The following is a 20,957-nucleotide window of genomic DNA, read 5'->3' as shown; positions in this document are numbered from 1 at the left end:
GAAAACAGCCTCTGCCGGCACCTCGGTGAATAGAACTCTGTCAGGGAGCCTGATCATTGGTCAGGTAATACCAGCCTGCGGCCACCCGGTAAATCAGCCATATCTGATTGAGCGCCAGAATAAACCAGCCAATAACAACCAGAGTCAGAATCGCGCCGATAATAACGAACACAAGGTTGATCCAGAAGGTCCGGATCTGCCAGGTGTAATGGGCCACAAGGACCGGATCAGGGGTTCTGTTCCGGTTCAGCCAGGAGATGATGATGGCAATCAGCATGGGAAACGCTGTTACTACACTGATGGCCATTAATGCATAACTGATATGGGCCGGAGTTTTGTCCCCACCCGGATTACCGTTCATATTCATTTACCATCCTTATATAACACTTCTTAAACCATTCCCCCACTACCTGCTTCTCATCACTTGCACTGTCAGCACATGCATTGTCATCGCACCCTGCCCGGCTCTAAAATCAGCCACTGACTGACAGAACATATAAGCAATGACACCGGAACGTTTCCAGAACCTGCGTGAAACCCTGAGCCGCCGGCAACCCGACCTGACCCTTCTGGCCGATGACGTCCACAAACCCCATAACATTGCGGCCATTGTGCGGACATGCGACGCGGTAGGCATTCCCAAAGTGCACCTGTGCAACCTGGATATCCGTGACCGGCAGCTGCGCGGGCGTTCCATGGGCAGTAACCGCTGGGTGGATGTAGAACAGCATGCCAGCACAACTGTGGCCGGGGAAGAGCTGAAAGTCCGGGGCTTTAAAATTATCGCCGCCCACTTTTCCGAACAGGCGAAACCTTACCACGAACTGGATTACACCGGCCCCTGCGCCCTGCTTGTAGGTTCGGAAAAACGGGGCGTCAGCGCCGCCGGCTCAGAACTGGCGGATGAACATGTTATCATCCCGATGCAGGGTATGGTGCAGTCGTTCAATGTTTCTGTAGCGGCGGCCATTATCCTGATGGAAGCCCAGCGCCAGCGTCAGGCCGCAGGACTTTACGACACTAACAAAATACCTGAAGACGAATTCCAGAAGACCCTGTTTCAATGGGGCTATCCGGAACTGGCCCGTTACTGTGATGACAGGAACATCGCTTATCCGGATCTGGACGACGAGGGACAATTAATACAACCCGATGTCTGGTATGCCCGTATCAGAGCATAATAAATATCTGCGCGTACGGGTAGAAAAATTATCAAGGGGGAATCATGAGCCAGGTACTGGATGAACTGCTGACTCTGCTGCAACTGGAACAGATAGAAGACACTATTTTCCGGGGCCAGAGTCAGGACCTGGGAATCGGTAATGTTTTTGGCGGCCAGGTTATCGGCCAGTCGCTGTCTGCAGCCAAGCAGACAGTGGATGAAGACCGTTCACTGCACTCTTTTCACTGCTATTTCCTGCGCCCGGGGGATTCCAGCCGCCCCATTATTTATGAAGTGGATAAAGCCCGGGACGGACGCAGTTTTACCACCCGCCGTGTGGTAGCCATTCAGCACGGCAAGCCTATTTTCAATATGTCCCTCTCTTTCCAGGTGAAGGAAGAAGGGTTTGACCATCAGCTGCCGATGATGCCGGATGTGGCTGGCCCTGAAGGGCTGGAGTCCCGTACCGATCTGATCCGCAAAATCGCCCACCGCCTGCCGGAACGGGTACAGGAGGAAGTCCAGCGGGAACGTCCGATTGAACTGCGACCGATCTGCAACCCAGAAGAGGTACTCGACCCGGAATACCGTGAACCGGTTCGCCATGTCTGGATCAAGGCCAATGGCCAGCTGCCCAATGACCAGCGCATACACAATTATCTGCTAGCCTATGCTTCCGATTTCAGCTTTGTCACCACTGCGCTGAATCCCCATAAAGTCAGCTTCTGGCAACCTGAACTGCAGGTCGCCAGCCTGGACCATGCCATGTGGTTCCACCGTGAATTCCGTATGGATGAATGGCTACTGTACACCATGGACAGTCCCACAGCCATTGATGGCCGAGGTCTGGCACGGGGACAGATTTTTGATATGCAGGGAAGACTGGTGGCATCAACGGCTCAGGAGTGCCTGATGCGTTTGCGTACAGACTCCAGCTCTGGCCGGTTCACCTCATAAACTCACAACCCGGCGCAGATTGATGTGCCGGGTCACTTTCCTGGATAGAGGAGTGAACTGTTTTGCTGCGTCGTCTGTTATGTTCCATGGCCACTGTTCTGGTAATGGTTATGTCCGCATCCGCAAGCGATGTGGTCATACTGCAATACCATCACATTGATGCTTCCACGCCTGCGTCCACCAGCACACCACCGGCTCTTTTTGCAGAGCACCTGCAGTACCTGAAAGAGAACGGTTTTACCGTTGCCCCTCTTCCTGAAATTACCCGTAAACTGCGCCTTGGGAAGCCACTTCCGGACAAAACCATCGTCATCACCTTTGATGATGCCTATGAGTCCATCTACACCAACGCGCTTCCGAAGCTGCGCAAATACAATTTTCCATTCACCATTTTCGTGAATACCGGGGCAGTGGATCAGAAGCAGAAACGCACCCTGAGCTGGAAGCAGCTTCGTGAGATGAAAACATACGGTGCCAGCCTGGCCAACCACACCGTCCACCACAGCCATATGGTGGAAAGAAATAAAGACGAAACCACTGAGCAATGGGTGAACCGTAACCGCCAGGAGCTTGCGAAAGCAGAAGCCCGTATCGCCAAAGAAACCGGTGAAAACCTGAAACTCCTCGCCTGGCCTTTTGGAGAAACCGCACCGGAACTGGAACAGATGATTCTGGATGAGGGTTACCTGGGATTCGGCCAGCAATCCGGAGCTGTGGGCCTGCTTTCCAACCCAGCGAAAATGCCACGATACCCTATGGGTGCTGGTTATGGAGCGATGAAAAGCTTTCCCCTGAAAGTGAAAAGCATGCCCCTTCCCGTTATCAGTACCAGCCCTGATTCCGGCATGGCTCCCGCAAACGGGAAGCTTGATTCCCTTACCCTCACCCTCAAGCCCGGTGGCTGGTCACCTTCCCAGGTCGCCTGCTACGCCCTGGGTCACACCCTTGACCTTGAGTGGCTGAATGAAGACAAAACCCTATTAAAGGTTGCTCTCCCCTCTCCTCTCCCCCTTGGACGTTCACGGGTCAACTGTACCGCTCCCGGGGCTGATGGTCGCTGGTACTGGTTCTCACAGAGCTGGGTGCGCCTGAACAAATACGGCAAAGCCATAGATTGATAATATGTTCGACCTTGGTCGCAGAGACTGATGTCGAATAGCCACTATTCGGCACTGCTCATAAAATTCTGCTGTCTGGAAATAAAAGTCTGGAAGCTTTAGGTGACTTATACATTCAAGGAGGATGAACTATGAGCAAAATAAGCAGCATATTGCACACGCTGATCCACCCCAGTTGCTGGACACAACGCGGTCATCAGGCAGAACCCTCCTCGACCAGCACTCAAGGGGCGGTCAAGGTAACAGTTCCCGCACCCAAAATGCCTGTTACTACTGAGACAACGACAACTGCACAGAAATCATTAAAGAGCACCTCCTGCAGAAAGAGCCATGCTTTTAATTATCTGCGCAGCGGTCTCTGGGGCATGATTTCCGGCGGTTTCTTCGGACACCTCGGCGGTATGAGCAGCGGTGCGATTATAGGTGGGCTTATCGGTTCCATTGGCGGCCCTGGAGGAACACTGGCCGGTGTTACCATCGGCGCGGGCATAGGTATGGTTGCCGGCTTCTGGAGTGGCGCGGCTCTTGGTACAGGCACGGCCCTGATGTACCAGCGTGATCAGCACTGGCAGGCCGACATGGACAAAATTACCCAGAAGAATTAATCAGTCTCTGTTTCCGGCCCGTCAGGGCCGGTTCTTTCATTTCTGAAAAGACTCTGGCAAAACTCATCAGCGCCAACATTTTTCCGCTTTCCCTCCCCACCCTTGCCCACTCCCTGATTACAACTAGGTTTAGTGAAAATGGACTGACTGCCTGGTGTACCATGGATGAAAATACCGTCAAAAAGCTCGCCCTGATTATTACAGCCACCTGCCTGCGCAACCCCTCTGTCGAGAAATTGAACAACAGCGGAGCCCTCAGCGAAGATGAATTGAGAAAGCTGCGCAAATCCATGTCCGACCGTATGTACACCTTCCTGCTGTACCTGCTTAGCAAACCCGCCAGTGAATATACGGCTCTGATGGAAGAACTCTCCAAGTACTACCCGGCCGACTGGCCTCTGCCGGAACTGGACAGCTCCCTGACTCAGCACAGCGCGGGTTCTTCCCATGAAGCCGCGAATGGCATTCGCCTGTGATGCCCAGACATTAAACATTAAGAGTCCCGGTATTAAGAACCCCGGTCTTGAGAACACTGCTATAGTCTGTTCCCGGTAACGGGAACAGGGTTATCAATATGTCCTCAGCCAATTTATTTAACCAAGCCCCTTTCAATCCTGACAGCGAATACTTGGAGAAACTGTTTGAACGCCCGGGTGTTAAGCTTGAACGCATCGTCTCCCACGGCCATCGAACACCAGAAGGGGAGTGGTACGACCAGGACAATGATGAATGGGTAGTACTGCTTTCCGGCGGGGCAAAACTGCAAGTGGAACAACAGACCCTTAATCTTAAACCCGGTGATTATCTACTTATCCCTGCCCACAAGAAGCACAGGATAGAGTGGACCGATGAAACCTGCGAAACAGTCTGGCTGGCACTGCATGCTGACAGCATATAACCCAGTTAGAACATTCGTCTTACTGCTACTGACAGGGATGTTGGTTATGTATCAGGGAAAAGGATTATCTCAACCCAATGCGCTGGAAACAGGCAGGTTCCAGACTGTTCCGGAACCATTACTCCAGTTATCCCGGTTGCTGTCCATGCCTGAGATCAGCAACTGGCAGGAATACCGGGATCATTTCATAAAACAGTGGGGGCGCAAACCTGACCAGGAACGCTGGCAATTGCCCGCAGTTGAATTAGCCCCGGAGAAAAAACAGCAACTGCTGCAACTACTGGAGCAGGCTGGATTTATCGCCTCCTGGTTCCCTGAAAAACAGCAGTATGATTACGCCATATTGCCGGGGTCAACGCTTCCCAATATGAAGCAGCGCCTGGAATGGCTGATTAAATTGTGGAATGAAGGTATCAGGTTTAAACATCTGATTGTGCTCACCGGACAACGGCCTCTTACGCCATCCATTGACCGGGTAAAAGCCACTTTCTCCCTTCTCGCCCCCGATATTGCAGCTTCCATAGAGCAGGAACACTACCCACTCCACGAAACAGAAGCTGCCCGTCTTCTGGTTTATTATTACCCCCTTCCCCCGGGAATGAACCAGATTCCCGTAAAAGTCTTTGATTCCCCCCGCAAGTGGCAAAATCACAGCTGGCACCGCAGCCATACTGCAGACACCATCAGAAGCTGGATAGAAACATCACCTGTTCCCGGCTCCGTATTAATGGTGTCTACCCAGCCTTCTGCCCATTACCAGCACAGTGTCTTTTACCGTGAACTGCCCGCCGGATTCCCTCTGGAAACAACCACTCCTGCACTGTTAGAAGGTATAAGCCTTGCCGTGATACTGGATGGTGTTGCCACCTGGTTAAGAACCTCCAAATAAACCACCCAAACTGACCAGAGCAACTAAAATAGGCACGCAGTTACTGTAAATAGGTACGCAGTCACTGTAACTGACGTCTACTTGGTAATGCTTGGTAATGGTTATACTATGAACGCAAATACACAGAATATCCCAGCTCATACGAATATATTGGGGATGTTGAGATTTTCAGCATCAGTAGCTCTCCTTACACTTAGCTGTAGTATAAGCGCCAGTAACATGCCCACAACAGAAAGCCCAGAGGCAGGCAATCCTTTTATTAATAATGGAACGCTACTCGAATTGAGTAGTGAACAATGCAGGCCAAGTGGAGAATCCTGTGGATTCTCATGTGGCAGGGTTTGCTGCAGCCATGATAGCTATCCATGTGGAACCTGTACTGAGATGGGTTGTGCGCATTGTTGCAAATAAAGTTTCTTAAAATTTTCCATCATCAAAACGTGCAGTTTCAGCACGAAAGCCACACAGCCAAATCAGGTATCAAACCCTGCACTCGGGAGGGACAGAACAACATGTTTTCCCTCCTTTAATATGCGCTTCCTTTTTCTGAACGTTTTGATCCTTCTTTTTCCTGCTTTTTCCGGCCATGGACACATCATTATCCTGTAACAGCAGGCTTATGACAGCTGGTCATCTCCCCAGCGGGGAACAAGCCTCTGTTCAATGCCAAGCTGATTCAGTATGCGGGCAACAATAAAATTAACCAGATCATCAATGCTTTGTGGCTGATAATAGAACCCGGGACTGGCCGGCAGGATTGTTGCCCCCATACGCGTCAGTTTAAGCATATTCTCCAGATGAACCTCGGATACCGGACTCTCCCGGGGCACCAGAATCAACTGTCTGCGTTCCTTCAGAGCGACATCCGCGGCCCGTTCTATAAGGTTATTGCTGGCTCCGGTAGCAATAGCTGACAGCACACCAGTACTGGCCGGACAGACCACCATTTTACTGGGAGCTCCGCTCCCGGAAGCCACCGGAGACATCCACTGCTCCGGTCCGAAAACCCTGATCTGCCCTTCCCTGGCCCGGAAGCGATCGGTCAGAAACCCTTCCATCAAGCTATGACGCCCGGGCAGCTGCATATCGGTTTCTGTAGCCGATACCAGCTGGGCGGCTTTGCTGATCATGAAAAACACATTATGTTCAGCCGCCACCAGGCATTCCAGCAGACGCCAGGCGTACTGGGCACCTGAGGCACCTGTCATGGCCAGGGTGATGGTTTCCCGCTCAGTTATTCCAATCTTTCCTTTCATATATCCTTCAGGGCTGCCACCAGCTTTTTATGGAGTCCACCAAAACCACCATTGCTCATAATAACAAGATGCTCACCCGGCCGACGGGTGGTGACCAGATAATTCACCAAAGCATCAATATCCTGTTCAGTGTGGGTCGGTACAGGGCTATGGCTCAATTCCTCTTCCAGGGACCATTCCAAACCTTCGGGTTCGTACCACACAACATCAGAAGCCGCTGCCGTTGCTGCCGCCAGCTGCCCCTTGTGAATGCCCATTTTCATAGTATTGGAACGGGGCTCAATAACCGCCCGGATAATGCCCTCTGTTCCCACACTAGCCCGCAGCCCTTCAAGGGTTGTGGCTATGGCTGTCGGATGGTGGGCGAAATCATCGTATACCCTGACTCCTGCACAGTCGGCCAGCAGCTCCATACGCCGCTTGACCCCTTTGAACTGATTCAGGGCCTCACAGGCAATATTGGGGGTAACGCCTACATGACGGGCGGCAAGGATAGCCGCTAACGCATTATTGCGGTTATGTTCACCGGTGAGGTTCCACTCAACTCTTCCGGAGAGCTTTCCTTCAACATAAACATCAAACGCACTGCTGTCCGGTGCCTGCAGTTGGGTTCTGAACCCTGTTCCCGGCCCAAAACGGCAACAGTCACTCCAGCATCCCATATCCAGCACTTCCGCCAGATTTGAATCGTGGGATGGTGCAATCACCTGACCGCTACCGGGAATAATCCGTACCAGATGATGAAACTGGCGCTGAATATCCTTCAGGGAATCAAAGATATCAGCATGGTCATATTCCAGGTTATTAAGAATCACTGTACGGGGCTGGTAGTGGACAAATTTGGAGCGCTTATCGAAAAAAGCCGTATCGTACTCATCGGCTTCAATCACAAAGAAGGGGGTATCCCCCAGACGGGCAGACACGGGAAAGTTACCGGGAATTCCACCAATAAGAAAACCGGGGGCCATACCCGCATATTCAAGAATCCATGCCAGCATACTCGCTGTTGTGGTCTTGCCGTGGGTACCAGCAGCGGCCAGCACCCATCGCCCGGGAAGAATATGTTCTGCCAAAAACTGAGGGCCGGAGATATAAGACAAGCCCTTATCCAGCACATACTCCACCGCCGGGTTACCACGGCTCATGGCATTGCCCACAACTACAACATCGGGGGCCGGCTCCAGCTGCGCCGGATCATAACCTTCCTGCAGTTCAATGCCCTGCTCTTCAAGTTGTGTGCTCATAGGCGGATAAACATTCTGATCCGAGCCTGTCACTCTGTGACCGGCCGCCCTGGCCAGCAGCGCCAGGCTGCCCATAAATGTTCCACAGATACCTAGGATGTGTATATGCATATAAATATATAAATAAGAGATTCAGGAATAAGAATGAATATCTGTTCTGCTCTTTAGCATACCCTCCACTGGAATTCTTTTCTCTATACCTGTTCCTGAATTAACTTCCGGTGCTCTATCCGTCAGCCCTCCTGACCGGCCTGTCAGACAACACCATAATTCCATCTCTTAGTATCCGGTTTCATATTCTCTGGTTTGAAGTCAAGGAGTCCCTATGTCAGAACCATCCGTTTCCAGACAGTTTCTTAGCGTTGTCTGTCTACTGAGCCTTGTCGGGCTGATTATGCTGGCATCCGGGCTGGCCTTTTCCAAACCAAACGACAGGAAGCAGGAAGCCGATGAGCTTGATCAGCCGTCTATTCTCTTTGAAACAGCAAAAATATATGGATTTTTATGCCACGATGAAGGAAGTGTTAAAAGTTGCCGAGAAGCAGTAACTCCCTTTCTTAAAAGAGAAATCACGGACTATATGTTACCCATTGTGATGAACAGAGTTGTGATCCCAAGGTTGAGACATCTGATTGAATCCGGGGATTACTGCATGGCCGACAGAGCTGCTTTTATCACCTCGCAAACAGAAGACTATTACCAAAGGAATAGGCACCACTTAGCCAGTATGTATGCCTGGTTCTTTAACAGATCATATTCACTGGCACTACCAAATCTACCCGAGGGTGAATTAATGAGTTTGTTTTCAGAACTACTCGTCCACTTTCTGGACTCCTGCAAGAAAAAAATCGCAGAGTTTAAGGATGCGCAGTTGAATAAGAATGAGGAATATAAATACAGTTGCGGATTTTCTTCTGAATAGGGAACCTCTGACTTTATCACCGGGCTACAGTTTTTATCCCCTTGATTTTTGTACTCTCGATAAAGTCAGACATGCCAAATCTGATTCATTCAAGTATTATTCACCCGCCCGGCAGCCCATAGGGCCAATATCACCAGAAAAGTGACTGCCGCTTAATACTGAATATTCAGGAGTATATCCCGGAATGACTGTAAAAAACGCCTTCTATGCCCAGTCTGGGGGTGTAACTGCTGTTATTAATGCTTCCGCCTGTGGCGTACTTGAGACTGCACGACGCTACCCAGATAAAATAGGAAAAGTCTATGCCGGGCACAACGGAATTCTGGGAGCTCTCCGTGAAGAGCTGATTGATACCAGCCTTGAGTCCACAGACACTATCGCCGCCCTGCGTCACACCCCAGGCGGCGCATTTGGCTCCTGCCGTTACAAGCTGTCCAGTATTGAAGCCAACGAAGCAGAATACAAACGCCTGATTGAAGTGTTTAAAGCCCACAATATTGGCTACTTCTTCTATAACGGCGGTGGTGACTCCATGGATACCGCCCACAAGTTTGCCCTGTACAGTCAGAAAATGGGTTACCCCATTATCTGTATCGGAATTCCCAAGACCGTAGACAATGACCTGCCCGCAACAGATACCTGCCCCGGATTTGGTTCTGTCGCCAAGTACGTGGCAACGTCCGTGAAAGAAGCATCCCTGGATATCGAATCCATGCATGAAACTTCCACCAAGGTATTCATTATGGAAGTTATGGGTCGTCATGCTGGCTGGATTACCGCCGCCGCAGCCCTGGCTATGGAAGAAGAAAATGATCCACCCCATATGCTGCTGTTCCCGGAAGTGGACTTCTGCCGTGAAACCTTCCTGGCCAAGGTAGAACGGATTGTTGAAGACCATGGTTATTGTGTCATCGTCGCTTCTGAAGGCACCCACTACGCTGACGGAACCTACCTGTCCGCCTCCCGCACCACGGACGCTTTCGGTCATGTGCAGCTGGGTGGTACAGCGCCGATCCTGGCACGAATGGTGAAAGACTCCCTGGGTTATAAATACCATTGGGCCGTTGTTGATTACCTGCAACGTGCCGCTCGTCACCTCTCTTCCGCCGTTGATGTGGAACAGGCTTACGCTGTTGGTCGTGCTGCTGTTGAGCACGCTCTGGAAGGCAAAAATGCGGTGATGGCGACTATCGTGCGTGAGGAGTCGGAGACAGACGAATACGTATGGCGCATTGGCGATGTGCCCCTGGAAATGGTTGCCAATGTGGAGATGAAAATCCCCGAGCACTTTATTGCTGCCGATGGCCTCCATATCACCGAAGAATGCCGGGACTATCTCAAGCCCCTGATCCAGGGAGAAGACTTTCCTCCCTTCAAGAACGGTGTTCCTGTTTTCGCCAAACTGAAAAAAAACATGGTGGAAAAGAAACTGGAAACCTTCAATGTATAAGCGCCTGATGCGTTAAAATTAGGCCAGAAGTATTCAACCCGAAACAAAACGGCCCGGTTAAACCGGGCTGTTTTGTTTGGAAAAAAATTCAAACTCTACAGGGTTCAACCTGTATCAACGATTAAGCCCCGGCCAGTTCTTGTTGGCTTTGGCGATAAAGCCGGGAATATTTTTCTCCCATCGTTTCTGCACAGAAGCATCGTAATTCAGGTACAGCTTTCCATCGACGATTTTCCAGTAAAGGGGATCGCCGCTTACCAGAGTGTCCTCCTCAGCCACGGCCCAGGCGCAATGACCTCCATACTGGGGCGCATACTGTTCAGGTTTGGCTTTGAAACGATCCAGGTTAGCCTGGTTTGAGAACAACCAGTCCGCCCCCTGCCATTTGGTCGAGAACTGCTTCTTTCCCTTCACCGGCTTGCCCTCAATGAAATAGGCCACGGTGTCATAACCACCAACAGCCTTGTTACTGAAGAAACTGGTATAAACTTTTCCCGCACTTGCCTGCTGGCAGAAAAGAAAAGCAGATAGCCAGAGAACGTATGATATTCGGCGTAGCAGCATCTCCGTCACCCTTCCAGACCCAATGGACATCGTTGTTATTTAAGAAGCCAGATGCCCGAACCGCAACACTTACTGTTTTTCCGTCATACCTTCCCACAGCGCTCTGGCTTTATCCCCCAGGTCTCCCCCGGAGCTTTCGGCTTTTTTGGCGGCGTCCTTCGCGGCATCCACGCCTTTATGGACGGAACACGATATACGCTTGCCCAGGCATTTGGTTTTACAGATATTCAGGTTCTTCTCATCACCAATATTAGTAATGGTACACTGGGCATCGCACAGGGATTGCTGATGGTCACAGTTGAGAATTTCCACGCTGTAGGCGAAAGAGGGGATCAACAACACAGTCAGCAGGGTTAAACGCTTCACCATAACTTCATCCTTCTGGAAAACCTCTCAGATAACAGCATTTCGGGATATACACCAAGAGTGAACTCAAACAGACCAAACCTCTGGCCAGTGATGCCTCTTTTAAAGAACCGATATATAAGGGCGAGGCAACACTATAACAAGAACAGGCCAGACAGAAGGGTAACCTATAGTGACTAATGGTTATCTGATAACCTGCACAAACATAGCTAAATTGTGACCGCCTATTCTTTCTATGCAACCAGATCATGCGGTTCTGTATGGCCAGCCAACCCAATCTAACTGTACAGAGTGGCACACATGGCATCTGCTAACGATATAAACTGGATTCATCCCAATTTATGAAATACAAAACCATTACCATGCCCGCGGACCGGAAAGTCGCACTGGTTGCCCACGACAACATGAAACAGGCTTTGCTGGAATGGGTGGGTATCCACCGTGCCCAGCTGGAAAAACATACCCTGTTCGCTACCGGAACAACCGGACAGATGATCAGCTCAAAACTGGGGCTGGATATAAAAAAACTGATCAGCGGCCCAATGGGTGGCGACCAGCAGATAGGCGCAATGATTGCTGAGTCTAAAATTGATACCCTGATTTTCTTCTGGGACCCTCTGGAGGCCCAACCCCACGATCCGGACGTAAAAGCCCTGCTGCGCCTGGCGGCTGTATGGAATATTCCCGTAGCCTGTAACCCTGCCTCAGCGGATCTGCTGATTACCTCAAAGCTGTTTGATACGCCCTTTGAGCGTTCAGCTCCGGACTATGAAGCCTATGCATCCGGGCGCCCTTCCTGAGTGGCTTTCTGAGGGACTTTCTGAGTGTATGGATAACAGGGTAATCCAGCCGGGTTACCCCTCCTGATTTCAGTTCGGGTCAATCAGGCTTTTATCACAAATATATCCCTGCTTTTTCATCAACTCACAGGCTTTCCGGGCAATCACTTTATGCACATGGGTTGTTGGGTGAACGGTATCCCAGAACACATATTCATCGGGATTTGAGCAAACAGTCCCTTCATCGGAACCGGGTTGTGCACCCTGTTGACTTTTAGTCAGCACATCCAGACCGGGAACAGGGAATGTACTACAGGCTTTATCCACAATCGTCAGACCATAACTGAAGTGGTCATTCAACATTTCCTTAAAAATTGCGCTGGCATCCACATACATAATGCTTACGCCCTCCTGTGAATAAGTCTGCTTCAACCGTTCCCATTCACTGCGCATAGCAATATTATGCTGACCGATAAGGTTGGAGACTTCTCCAGCCTGTGAGGTAAATACTCCCGATGAAAACCTTGGGGTTCCCGCTAAATCCGGCATATTCAGCCAGGCAATATTCTTTGCACCTTTAGCAATCATCAACTCAATCATTTCTGCCTGAGCCTCAATCACCCTCTGGGGATTTTGAAACCGGTTCAGGTAATCATTTCCTCCGTAAAATACGATGACAACATCATCTTTATCAAAGCTCTCATATTTATACAGATAGCCTTTTACTATCAGTTTCAGGCACGGAGGAATCAGGCTGCCCTTAATCATATCCTTCACAACCGATTTCACATCGCCAACGATGTCCAGAATACCAAGGGCTTTGTCCCCAACGCACAATGACCAGCTGCCGGCATGGGATTCATTACGATAATGATTCCGGTCTGCCGGATTCAGACTCATCATTCTCGCGAAGTATTCTGTCCACACAGGCCCGTTGCTCCAGCGGCCATTATCGTAATGGGGGCGGGGGGAGACAGGGATAAGGTTTGATTTCCCGGTAAAGACAATCAGGGCTTTGAGAACCTTTTGCTCATACTTTGAACAGTTAGCGAACTGGTGATCGCACAACCATGTGTAATTGGAAATCTGTTCTGAAAGCCAGTTATGCACCCAGGGTTCCATATGCTGGATTCCCTGATCCCCCGTCAGCCCGTTCAGGGTTTTCAGTAGAAACCAGGTGGAATTGTCGCCGCCATCATCGGAAAGGCTGTCGCCGAAAACAATCAAACGTCCCACCTGCTTCTCTGCAGCAGCGGAAGACGTATAGGCAAACGCAAAAACAAGGAGTCCGAGAACCAGGGAAAAAAGAGGTGGTATCCTTATCATTATTTTCTGGCCAGTGGTTGTTTTATAAATTATTTAAATACATAAACCAGAATAGAAAAGGAATCACCGCCTATCCAGAGAAGCACGCCAGACCGGAAACCATGGGCATGCAGAGACTATTTCGTGTCATGGCAAGCCTCCAGGCCCTGGCCTGTTGAAGGGGCAACCACGGGCTCAGGTGTGCCGAGACGCGAGGACATGATGTATTTTTCAGGCAAAGAGTCGGGAGCCGAACCGAAAAGCAGATAATCAACCAGCGACCCTGTATATGTGCCCTCTGGTGTCTCGACATTAAATTCCCCTCCCGGCATTCCCCCTGTCTTTTCCTTTCTGAGCTGAACATAAAGGGCGTCAAAGCCGTTGATGACAACATCTGTGCCGCCACCGGCCCTGTAACCGGCAACCAATTCACTGCTAACATCGGAGTACCCGCAACAGGGGACGTCTATTTGCCCAGGCTTGATTTTATTGGAAGAAAAAGACCGCGCCAGCCAGCCGCCCAGTATTCCTGGTTTTGCCTTCAACATTCCTCTTTCACTCTCAAAAGATAACATGTTATCCGTTGTTCCATGAACATCAACAATAACCCGTCCGTTAAAACTTATTGGCTCATTGCTGTATTCAACGAGCTTGAGGAATCGTACAGATCTCAAGTAAGCAGCCCGCACCCTGAAATCCAGACCCAGTGTCGCCGGCCGGACATTAAAAAGAGCCCTGATATCGATAAAACCTATCAGGTTCCTGTCGAGCCTAAGGCTCGGAACAGCATCAAAAAGCTCGTATGCCATCTCACTGGTTGAAATCAGCAAGGGGCGGTCATCGGGCACAGGATCCCCCCCTACGCTGACCGGCATAATACCGCAGTGGCCTTTGGCAGGAAGGAACAGCCAGAGCACGAACAGGCAAAGCACAAATCCTTTGCCATTACAGAAGGCACACGGAAAAAAGAAGGACAAGGTGAATACCTCTCCTCTTACTTTTCATAGACATTCAAAATAGACATTCAAATTCTAGTTGACCTAACCCAAATGAGTACTCCGATGTCAGACGTACTGCTGAAAATTAAAGGGAACAGTGTGTATTACATCTTTTTAAGCTGGGGTTGGATTCAAGCAGCAGAAGATAAAGCTCCCGGTTTATAAATATGTGTCTACTTTAAGGTGTCTGGTCTATATTCTGGTGAGTGATATTGATGTCCAAAAGCTTCTGTTTGCAACTCGGTAATCGCAAGACACCTGCAGCATATATCGTCATGCTTTTTCTGTTATTTTGGGGGTGTACCCAGACATGGGCTTCCGGCAGGGGAAAAGGAGGCCAGAATTACCGACTGCCACCAGCTTCGCCAGATTCATCTCAATCATCAGATGAAGAGGAAATTGACCCTGGTTCTCCACCACCCTCTTCAGCTCGCAAGTTCGGCCTGGTGAACCACATCAGCAGCAATAGTCATAGTCATTTCCCAGTCTTTCATGGCCAGCCACGCAAGCGGAGATTTTCTATAGTAGGGCAGCCAGAAGAAGCTCTTCTTTTACCCCCTTCTGCACATTTCCCCCCTCCTGCGAAATTCATCCATCAGGAGTCCATTTCACCGTTAGGAGAAGAATTTTATGAGTACGCGCAACCGCTTCTGACCGGTGAAACGTTTTACTTTATCGTTAAAAGTATTCCTAACGCTCTGCTTGTACGCCTGTTGATCCCCGACCATCTCTCTACCCTGAATCAGCAACTGCAGCCAAACAGTGACCAACTGCCCACACTGACAAAACTGAACATCAGGAAAGCGGCGCTGATTATGCGCTTTGCCACCCTGTTCAGGGAGCACCTCCATGTCAGTACTATCACCACTGAATGGCTTGAATCCCTTCCCAAATATCTCGTAGCACTGTTTTACCAGATAAACCTGAGCCTTACGGCCTTTGACGAGGCTCTTGGTATCCATGAAAAAAGAGCTCAAAAAGCGGAAACCTTCAAAGATGCCCTTTACGATAAGTTATTTGAAGACGACAAGGGCGCAGAATTTCTGTTCCACGGCCCTTACTCTGCCCCGCCCCCACGGGTAATCCCTGCCACTGAAGACAGCTTTTTAACCCTGATTGATGCATTCACGGCGTTTCAGGAACAGCTCAACACCATCAACCTGATTCGTGCAAATGATACCCCCGGATTCGCGCCCTATCTTTTAAACGATCTTGGGAAAGATATTCTGCACCTGGTGGGCTTCCGGGAAAACGGAGACGAAGTGACTCTTGCATCATGGTCCCTGAACTATAAACCCAGGTCTGAGATGTTCCCTGGGCTAGCAGAACAGATGAAACCCTTCCAGAAATGCGAATTCAGGCTCCAGCCATTCTCCGGCTACAATATCCATAAAGCCATACTTGAAGCCTATGCCAGTAACCTTGGTGTCCCTGCCCGTTTTTATCCCGAAAAACCTGAAGAAGTATCACACTTTCTGGCGCAAATAAGGTTGAGTTACATGCTTATCAGCGGCTCCCTTATCAATAAGGAAGCGGCAACACTTAATGCCTTTACCACCATTCTGGCCATGTTGATGGATATAAAACCACCTCTGTATCCCGATAACTTTCAGGATCTCAACGACAAGAGTCTCTTTTCCCGCCCTTTTCACACCCTGTCCCAATGGTTGACAAATCAGCACTACCAGACAGTCAAGCTGTCATCAGGCATCCCTTTGAAAGAAATCACAAGTTCCAGCAACCATCCAGGGGACAACTACACCCTGGCGCTTCCTTCACTTTCCACACAGATAAAACAGGCTCTGAGTCATGAAGAGAAAACAGGTGCCATGCAGAAGTTTCGCGACACCCTCAACCAGTACCTGACAAGTACGGAAGACACGGGTAACAGATAGACAGAAAGCAGTAAGAGTGATGAAAATAATGACGATTGCTGAAAGATACATCGTGCCTGCTCTGATAGCAGGCATCCTCATTACCTTCTCCTTCAGCAGCAAAGCTGATTCAGGAGGAGATCCGGAAACCTTCTCCCCCCTTATGGAAACTTTTTCTCAACTCCCCCCTCTCAAAGAAGCAGTCCAGCATGATAACAGGCCACCGCCCCCTTCAGAGCGCCCACATCATCTCCTGAATCGGACGTCGTCTATCTCCGGAAAGTTAATAGACTGGCTGGTTGTTAAGCTGGCTTACTCAAGAAACTGGGTTATTAAAACTTTTATGATCCGAACGTACATTGATATATTCGACATTGATCTCTCAGAGTTGCTCCACCCAGACCCAAACTGGTACCCAACCTTTAACGACTTTTTCATTCGTCAGCTCAAACCTGGTGTCCGCCCTGTTGACCCTGGGTCAAATTCTATTGTCAGCTGTGTGGATGGCACTGTGTCTGAAGCCAGCACCATCCAAAGTGATCGAATGCTCCAGGCCAAGGGCAAATACTTCTACCTTAATGAATTACTGGGGAAGGATGAAAAACTGACAGCCAGCTTGCACAACGGTAAATTCCTTACAATGTACCTGTCACCGACCGACTATCATCACTTCCACATGCCGTTTACCGGCAGGCTTCTCAAAACCATCAGCATCCCCGGAAAACTGAACAGCGTTAATCAGCAACATGCCAGCACCATTGATGACCTTTATGGCACGAATGAACGAATGGTTGTTGCGTTTGAAGGGGAAAACGGACCATTTGTAATGGTACTGGTCGGGGCGGAAAATATTGGCAGCATCACCACTAAATGGAACCGCATCCGGCCCAAGACCTTCCAGCACATAGCGACTACGGACTATTCCAACTACAACCCTCCCATTATCGTGGAGAAAGGTGAGGATATTGGTTATTTCAGCTTTGGTTCTACAGTGATTCTGTTATTGCCCGATGTGGGCACAACCCTCACCGTAAAACCAGGGGATATTTTTAAACAGGGGCAGAAGGTTGGTTCTTATTAACTGTTTTTTAACCAACTTTTTAACCAATCCTGCTTCCCCTGTTTTCTATAACGTGAGGTTCAAAGAAAGCCTAAAGATCACGGGTATCTCTCAAGCCATCTGCTATTGCGTTAGCCAGTTTTTGTACCAATAAAGGCACAGCGTTTACCATGTCCGGGTAATTTGTCGAGCCTGTGTGGTCTCCTATAGCAAAACGACTGTTGATATTTAACGCTTTCGTTGTGACCATATAATGGCCAGACATCAGCACCTCACCATCCGGCCTGAAGGTCAGGCGACGAACAGTCACAGTCACATCCGCTTTTTTGTTTTCTGGCAGCTGGCCTTTCAACTCCTGCTGCAGCAGGCTGGTTAACGCGCTGTCCAGAGGTTCTGCCCAAAGGTAGTTATCACTGAACTCCACCCGGTTTGGGCCGGTACTGATGGCCAGCTGGGGTTGTTGAAGATAAGCGGCCACTTTCACATCAACCCGACCCATTTCACTACCGGTACTCACAAGCCGGGGGTGGGGTAGATCAAGAAGCAGGTACACTGGCTTTTGGGTATTCCCGACACAACCCGCCAGAAAGAGCACAAATACCAGCCATAACTTTGTCAAACATGATCGATTCAACATGGATTTACTCGCGGACCAGTTCAGGGTCCCGATGGGGACTCCTGCCAAAAATTAATGTGTTAGGTTTCTGGTTTATCTGCCGGACCAAAGGCTGTAACTGCCAGATCAGGTTTTTCAGTTGATCAAGGGTATCGCTCATCTCACCATAAACGTCACTGTCTGAGGAATAATTCTCCAGCAGCTTTTGTGCGGCACCCATAGTGTTGTTCACACTCTGGGGCAGCTGTCTGGTAGTTTTCGCGGCAAGCAGATCTTCGGCTCTGGCCATGGTGCGAGTGATCTGCTGCATGCTTTTATCCAGACTGACCATGATTCCCTCAAGGGGCAGGGTATTCAGTTTGTTTAACAGGTGATTAACCTGTTCTCCCATCTGAGAAAGCCCGGCTTTCTTCGTGGGTAGAACAGTAAAGCCCTGGTACTGCTTTAACGTGATAGCCGCAGCGCCTGTACCGCTTGTTTTTGCCCGGAAATCCATATCGATATAAAGACTGCCTGTCAGAAGACTCCCTGCCTTCAACGATGCCCGCAGCCCTTTATTAACACCTTTCTGAAACTCCTCACTCACTTCAGACTGAGTCAATTTGGAAACAGACGCACCAAACCGTTCTGGCTGAACGGTGACAATAACAGGAATCTCAAGACTCTCATCACCGATCACATTATCCATCAGATCAGAGGCAATACGCTTAACCTCGCCAATCTGAATACCCCTGTAATCCACCGGCGCTCCCACCTCAAGCCCCCTTACGGACTCATCAAACAACAGAACATAATCAAAGCCCCCCTGATATTCCCATTCATTAATGCTGGAAAAGTCGGGATAAAGCTGGAACAGTTGATTATCCTTCACCGGCTGACCGGGGGGAGCACCAGCCGGCGTAGCAAAAGCGATACCGCCACTGAGTAATGATTCCAGGCTGCCGGTACGCAGTTTTATCCCATTAACGCCAGCCTTGAGATCTATACCGCTGATATTCCAGAACCGGGTCTGGTCAGTCACAAGATCCTTATAAGGCGCATTTATAAATAACCGGTAACGAATCTGGCGTTTCTTCAGGTCAAAGGACATATCCTCCAGTTGACCCACCCGGAAACCACTGTACAGAACAGGATCACCAATATTTAATGAGCCCGCTTCCTTGCTGTACAGGGTAACCCTCATGCCATCAGCATTCAGATCTGAAACCGGCGGTGTTTCATCACCGATAAAATCCTTTCGGGTCAGCTCTTTCTTACCGGGACTGATCTCTATGTAAGCGCCAGAGAGAAGAGTCCCAAGGCCGGATACCCCACCAGTGGTGATGCGGGGACGGACAATCCAGAACCGACTGTCGTCTTTTACCAGCCCTCTACTCTCCGCCCTCATCTGCACCATCATCTGCACAGCCTTAAGATCTTTAGTGAGTTGAACAAAGGTCACTTCTCCCACTACAACATCCCGGTACTTCACCTGGGTTTTTCCGGCTTCAATACCGTCTGCGGTCTGAAACTGCACAGTGACCTGAGGTCCAAGGGATGAATAATGCAGCCATACCATCCAGCCCCCCACCAGCAGGGCTATCAGGGGCAGAACCCACAGGGCAGATACCCTGCGGCCGGTTACTATCCGTGCTTCGGGAACAGAGGCTTCATCAGCGTCATTCTGCTTCAAACTGTTGTTCCTTTTTACAATTCAGCGATTCCCCATGGGTTTTCCAGATTAAACGGGGATCAAAACTCTCAGCTGCCAGCATAGTCAGTACCACAACGGCAAAAAACGCATACACAGCGGGGCCGGCATGAAAGGCGATGATGTCGTTGAACTGAACAAGAGAGACCAGCATCGCCACAACAAACACATCGATCATCGACCAGCGACCAGAAAGCTCAGCCAACCGGTACAGAATCATGCGTTCCCTCTGCCGCACTGTCATGCCGAACTGCACGCTGAGAAAGATATAGGCCAGGGCACTCATTTTGGAAACAGGCACAAAAATACTGGCAATAAAAATCACGCTGGCCACGGGCCAGGAACCCATACTCCAGAGCGCCAACACCCCGTCCAGAATAGTTCCCGGATAGGTCTGCCCGGTACTGATGGTTATAGTAAGGGGAAGAACATTGGCAGGCACAAAACAGATGGCGGCAGTAAACAGGTAAGCCCAGCAACGCTGAAGGCATGGTCCAGCTTCGGTTATCGGATGGAGAACCGGGCGTCCCCCGCTGATCCACTGCTCAAGTTGATGCTGATCAAGGTTTGTCAGCCCCCCCACCAGGCACAGACAAAAGCCAGCATAGGCAATAAACGACATTCCAAACACAACACTGGCCACAGAAGAAAGCTTCACCAGAGAAACCAGCACCCCAACCAGAAAAACATCGGACATATTCCAGTTGATAAACCATTCCAGCAGCTTACCCAGCCAGATGCCATTAGGCAGGCTCCTGTCCCAGCGATAATGAAGCAGGAAGAAAGCAAGCAGGAACAGTAAAATACCCGGCAGGATAAAAATCATCAGCCCCATCAGCACGGCCAAGAACTGGTAGCCCTGATGCCAGACAATGTTCATTCCGGAAATCAGTGACATAGTCTGAATACGCCCGACCACCTGCAGGGACAGGAATGGAAACAGCATCGACAAACCAAGCATCACCAGCCCTGCGAGGGAAAAGCCAAGAACCCTGTCAACAAAACCCGGCCGGTTGGCAACAAGCACACCACCACACCGAACACACAAGGCCCGATAACGTCCCGGGACAACCGGTACCCTCTGCTCCAGCCCGCACTCATGGCAGGTTTTCATATCAGGGTTCATCAAATATTACTTCTGTCTGGTGCTACTACAGATTAGTGTTGCAGCAGGACAAAACGATCAGGCTTGTCGCTATGCGCA

The 20,957-nt window shown here is 50.0% G+C and carries 22 protein-coding genes; 12 read left to right on the top strand and 10 right to left on the bottom strand.

Annotated features, from left to right (window positions below; all coding sequences use genetic code 11):
• Nucleotides 1-40: 40 nt before the first annotated feature.
• Nucleotides 41-367, bottom strand: coding sequence for a DUF4870 family protein (locus ACY2RQ_RS08920; RefSeq protein ID WP_490112615.1), 327 nt, complete (start codon nt 365-367; stop codon nt 41-43).
• A 136-nt stretch (nt 368-503) separates the two neighbouring features.
• Between ACY2RQ_RS08920 and trmH the strand changes: the two genes are divergently transcribed.
• The 7 genes from trmH to ACY2RQ_RS08885 all read left to right on the top strand — a co-directional run bounded on the left by trmH (nt 504) and on the right by ACY2RQ_RS08885 (nt 5,629).
• Nucleotides 504-1,181: a tRNA (guanosine(18)-2'-O)-methyltransferase TrmH gene (gene trmH / locus ACY2RQ_RS08915; RefSeq protein ID WP_490112614.1), complete on the top strand. Its 678-nt coding sequence runs from the start codon at nt 504-506 to the stop codon at nt 1,179-1,181.
• Between the two features lie 44 nt (nt 1,182-1,225).
• Nucleotides 1,226-2,119: an acyl-CoA thioesterase II gene (tesB, locus tag ACY2RQ_RS08910; RefSeq protein ID WP_490112613.1), complete on the top strand. Its 894-nt coding sequence runs from the start codon at nt 1,226-1,228 to the stop codon at nt 2,117-2,119.
• Nucleotides 2,120-2,181: 62 nt separating this feature from the next.
• Nucleotides 2,182-3,237 carry a polysaccharide deacetylase family protein gene (locus ACY2RQ_RS08905; RefSeq protein ID WP_490112612.1) on the top strand — a complete coding sequence of 352 codons (1,056 nt, stop codon included), beginning with the start codon at nt 2,182-2,184 and terminating at the stop codon, nt 3,235-3,237.
• Between the two features lie 131 nt (nt 3,238-3,368).
• Nucleotides 3,369-3,842, top strand: a complete 474-nt coding sequence (locus tag ACY2RQ_RS08900) for a hypothetical protein (protein ID WP_490112611.1) — start codon at nt 3,369-3,371, stop codon at nt 3,840-3,842.
• 161 nt (nt 3,843-4,003) lie between these two features.
• The gene (locus ACY2RQ_RS08895; RefSeq protein WP_490112610.1) at nt 4,004-4,318 is read left to right on the top strand and encodes a hypothetical protein; all 315 of its coding nucleotides are present in this window, start codon (nt 4,004-4,006) and stop codon (nt 4,316-4,318) included.
• Nucleotides 4,319-4,416: 98 nt separating this feature from the next.
• Nucleotides 4,417-4,740 carry a cupin domain-containing protein gene (locus ACY2RQ_RS08890; protein ID WP_490112609.1) on the top strand — a complete coding sequence of 108 codons (324 nt, stop codon included), beginning with the start codon at nt 4,417-4,419 and terminating at the stop codon, nt 4,738-4,740.
• 46 nt (nt 4,741-4,786) lie between these two features.
• On the top strand, nt 4,787-5,629 hold the full coding sequence (locus tag ACY2RQ_RS08885) for a hypothetical protein (RefSeq protein WP_490112608.1): 843 nt from the start codon (nt 4,787-4,789) through the stop codon (nt 5,627-5,629).
• 617 nt (nt 5,630-6,246) lie between these two features.
• Here ACY2RQ_RS08885 and ACY2RQ_RS08880 read toward each other — a convergent pair.
• Together ACY2RQ_RS08880 and mpl are read right to left on the bottom strand one after the other, a co-directional pair.
• Entirely contained in the window at nt 6,247-6,885 is a 639-nt protein-coding gene (locus tag ACY2RQ_RS08880) for a flavin prenyltransferase UbiX (protein WP_490112607.1), read from the bottom strand.
• The gene (gene mpl / locus ACY2RQ_RS08875; protein WP_490112606.1) at nt 6,882-8,240 is read right to left on the bottom strand and encodes a UDP-N-acetylmuramate:L-alanyl-gamma-D-glutamyl-meso-diaminopimelate ligase; all 1,359 of its coding nucleotides are present in this window, start codon (nt 8,238-8,240) and stop codon (nt 6,882-6,884) included. The genes ACY2RQ_RS08880 and mpl overlap by 4 nt, the downstream gene beginning before the upstream one ends.
• Nucleotides 8,241-8,454: 214 nt before the next feature.
• On the opposite strand from mpl, the gene ACY2RQ_RS08870 reads away from it, so the two are divergent.
• Together ACY2RQ_RS08870 and ACY2RQ_RS08865 are read left to right on the top strand one after the other, a co-directional pair.
• Nucleotides 8,455-9,051 (top strand): hypothetical protein, encoded by a 597-nt coding sequence (locus tag ACY2RQ_RS08870; protein WP_490112605.1) that lies wholly within the window; start codon nt 8,455-8,457, stop codon nt 9,049-9,051.
• A 184-nt stretch (nt 9,052-9,235) separates the two neighbouring features.
• Nucleotides 9,236-10,501 (top strand): 6-phosphofructokinase, encoded by a 1,266-nt coding sequence (locus ACY2RQ_RS08865; RefSeq protein ID WP_490112604.1) that lies wholly within the window; start codon nt 9,236-9,238, stop codon nt 10,499-10,501.
• Between the two features lie 114 nt (nt 10,502-10,615).
• Here the strand turns inward: ACY2RQ_RS08865 and ACY2RQ_RS08860 are convergent, their stop codons facing one another.
• Both ACY2RQ_RS08860 and ACY2RQ_RS08855 read right to left on the bottom strand, forming a co-directional pair.
• Nucleotides 10,616-11,065 carry a YHS domain-containing (seleno)protein gene (locus ACY2RQ_RS08860; RefSeq protein WP_490112603.1) on the bottom strand — a complete coding sequence of 150 codons (450 nt, stop codon included), beginning with the start codon at nt 11,063-11,065 and terminating at the stop codon, nt 10,616-10,618.
• A gap of 69 nt (nt 11,066-11,134) precedes the next feature.
• Nucleotides 11,135-11,434 carry a hypothetical protein gene (locus tag ACY2RQ_RS08855; protein ID WP_490112602.1) on the bottom strand — a complete coding sequence of 100 codons (300 nt, stop codon included), beginning with the start codon at nt 11,432-11,434 and terminating at the stop codon, nt 11,135-11,137.
• Between the two features lie 338 nt (nt 11,435-11,772).
• On the opposite strand from ACY2RQ_RS08855, the gene ACY2RQ_RS08850 reads away from it, so the two are divergent.
• Nucleotides 11,773-12,231, top strand: a complete 459-nt coding sequence (locus ACY2RQ_RS08850; protein ID WP_490112601.1) for a methylglyoxal synthase — start codon at nt 11,773-11,775, stop codon at nt 12,229-12,231.
• Nucleotides 12,232-12,300: 69 nt separating this feature from the next.
• Here the strand turns inward: ACY2RQ_RS08850 and ACY2RQ_RS08845 are convergent, their stop codons facing one another.
• Both ACY2RQ_RS08845 and ACY2RQ_RS08840 read right to left on the bottom strand, forming a co-directional pair.
• The gene (locus tag ACY2RQ_RS08845; protein ID WP_490112600.1) at nt 12,301-13,536 is read right to left on the bottom strand and encodes an SGNH/GDSL hydrolase family protein; all 1,236 of its coding nucleotides are present in this window, start codon (nt 13,534-13,536) and stop codon (nt 12,301-12,303) included.
• Between the two features lie 116 nt (nt 13,537-13,652).
• A complete protein-coding gene (locus tag ACY2RQ_RS08840) occupies nt 13,653-14,345 on the bottom strand; it encodes a hypothetical protein (RefSeq protein ID WP_490112599.1) in 693 nt (230 codons plus the stop codon).
• 443 nt (nt 14,346-14,788) lie between these two features.
• On the opposite strand from ACY2RQ_RS08840, the gene ACY2RQ_RS08835 reads away from it, so the two are divergent.
• Both ACY2RQ_RS08835 and asd read left to right on the top strand, forming a co-directional pair.
• Nucleotides 14,789-16,408, top strand: a complete 1,620-nt coding sequence (locus tag ACY2RQ_RS08835) for a hypothetical protein (RefSeq protein WP_490112598.1) — start codon at nt 14,789-14,791, stop codon at nt 16,406-16,408.
• Nucleotides 16,409-16,427: 19 nt separating this feature from the next.
• Nucleotides 16,428-17,468, top strand: a complete 1,041-nt coding sequence (gene asd / locus ACY2RQ_RS08830; protein ID WP_490112597.1) for an archaetidylserine decarboxylase — start codon at nt 16,428-16,430, stop codon at nt 17,466-17,468.
• 70 nt (nt 17,469-17,538) lie between these two features.
• On the opposite strand, the gene ACY2RQ_RS08825 is transcribed toward asd, so the two are convergent.
• From ACY2RQ_RS08825 to ACY2RQ_RS08815, 3 genes are read right to left on the bottom strand one after another with little or no spacing between them, the layout of a single operon-like run.
• Nucleotides 17,539-18,084, bottom strand: a complete 546-nt coding sequence (locus tag ACY2RQ_RS08825) for a PqiC family protein (protein ID WP_490112596.1) — start codon at nt 18,082-18,084, stop codon at nt 17,539-17,541.
• Between the two features lie 4 nt (nt 18,085-18,088).
• A complete protein-coding gene (gene pqiB / locus ACY2RQ_RS08820) occupies nt 18,089-19,735 on the bottom strand; it encodes an intermembrane transport protein PqiB (RefSeq protein ID WP_490112595.1) in 1,647 nt (548 codons plus the stop codon).
• Nucleotides 19,722-20,879, bottom strand: coding sequence for a paraquat-inducible protein A (locus ACY2RQ_RS08815; RefSeq protein WP_490112594.1), 1,158 nt, complete (start codon nt 20,877-20,879; stop codon nt 19,722-19,724). Before ACY2RQ_RS08815 ends, pqiB begins: the two co-directional genes overlap by 14 nt.
• Nucleotides 20,880-20,957: the final 78 nt, after the last annotated feature.

It is taken from the genome of Parendozoicomonas sp. 209JJ7-1, assembly GCF_058147085.1.
Note: the sequence above shows the minus strand (reverse complement) of the source record. Positions and strands in the feature narration are given on the sequence as shown.

Excerpts from the sequence above, each read along its gene's own strand:
- ACY2RQ_RS08920 (WP_490112615.1), bottom strand. The coding sequence starts at position 367 with ATGAATATGAACGGTAATCCGGGTGGGGACAAAACTCCGGCCCATATC.
- trmH (WP_490112614.1), top strand. The coding sequence starts at position 504 with ATGACACCGGAACGTTTCCAGAACCTGCGTGAAACCCTGAGCCGCCGG.
- tesB (WP_490112613.1), top strand. The coding sequence starts at position 1,226 with ATGAGCCAGGTACTGGATGAACTGCTGACTCTGCTGCAACTGGAACAG.
- ACY2RQ_RS08900 (WP_490112611.1), top strand. The coding sequence starts at position 3,369 with ATGAGCAAAATAAGCAGCATATTGCACACGCTGATCCACCCCAGTTGC.
- ACY2RQ_RS08895 (WP_490112610.1), top strand. The coding sequence starts at position 4,004 with ATGGATGAAAATACCGTCAAAAAGCTCGCCCTGATTATTACAGCCACC.
- ACY2RQ_RS08890 (WP_490112609.1), top strand. The coding sequence starts at position 4,417 with ATGTCCTCAGCCAATTTATTTAACCAAGCCCCTTTCAATCCTGACAGC.
- ACY2RQ_RS08885 (WP_490112608.1), top strand. The coding sequence starts at position 4,787 with ATGTATCAGGGAAAAGGATTATCTCAACCCAATGCGCTGGAAACAGGC.
- ACY2RQ_RS08880 (WP_490112607.1), bottom strand. The coding sequence starts at position 6,885 with ATGAAAGGAAAGATTGGAATAACTGAGCGGGAAACCATCACCCTGGCC.
- mpl (WP_490112606.1), bottom strand. The coding sequence starts at position 8,240 with ATGCATATACACATCCTAGGTATCTGTGGAACATTTATGGGCAGCCTG.
- ACY2RQ_RS08870 (WP_490112605.1), top strand. The coding sequence starts at position 8,455 with ATGTCAGAACCATCCGTTTCCAGACAGTTTCTTAGCGTTGTCTGTCTA.
- ACY2RQ_RS08865 (WP_490112604.1), top strand. The coding sequence starts at position 9,236 with ATGACTGTAAAAAACGCCTTCTATGCCCAGTCTGGGGGTGTAACTGCT.
- ACY2RQ_RS08860 (WP_490112603.1), bottom strand. The coding sequence starts at position 11,065 with ATGCTGCTACGCCGAATATCATACGTTCTCTGGCTATCTGCTTTTCTT.
- ACY2RQ_RS08855 (WP_490112602.1), bottom strand. The coding sequence starts at position 11,434 with ATGGTGAAGCGTTTAACCCTGCTGACTGTGTTGTTGATCCCCTCTTTC.
- ACY2RQ_RS08850 (WP_490112601.1), top strand. The coding sequence starts at position 11,773 with ATGAAATACAAAACCATTACCATGCCCGCGGACCGGAAAGTCGCACTG.
- ACY2RQ_RS08845 (WP_490112600.1), bottom strand. The coding sequence starts at position 13,536 with ATGATAAGGATACCACCTCTTTTTTCCCTGGTTCTCGGACTCCTTGTT.
- ACY2RQ_RS08835 (WP_490112598.1), top strand. The coding sequence starts at position 14,789 with ATGCTTTTTCTGTTATTTTGGGGGTGTACCCAGACATGGGCTTCCGGC.
- asd (WP_490112597.1), top strand. The coding sequence starts at position 16,428 with ATGAAAATAATGACGATTGCTGAAAGATACATCGTGCCTGCTCTGATA.
- ACY2RQ_RS08825 (WP_490112596.1), bottom strand. The coding sequence starts at position 18,084 with ATGTTGAATCGATCATGTTTGACAAAGTTATGGCTGGTATTTGTGCTC.
- ACY2RQ_RS08815 (WP_490112594.1), bottom strand. The coding sequence starts at position 20,879 with ATGAACCCTGATATGAAAACCTGCCATGAGTGCGGGCTGGAGCAGAGG.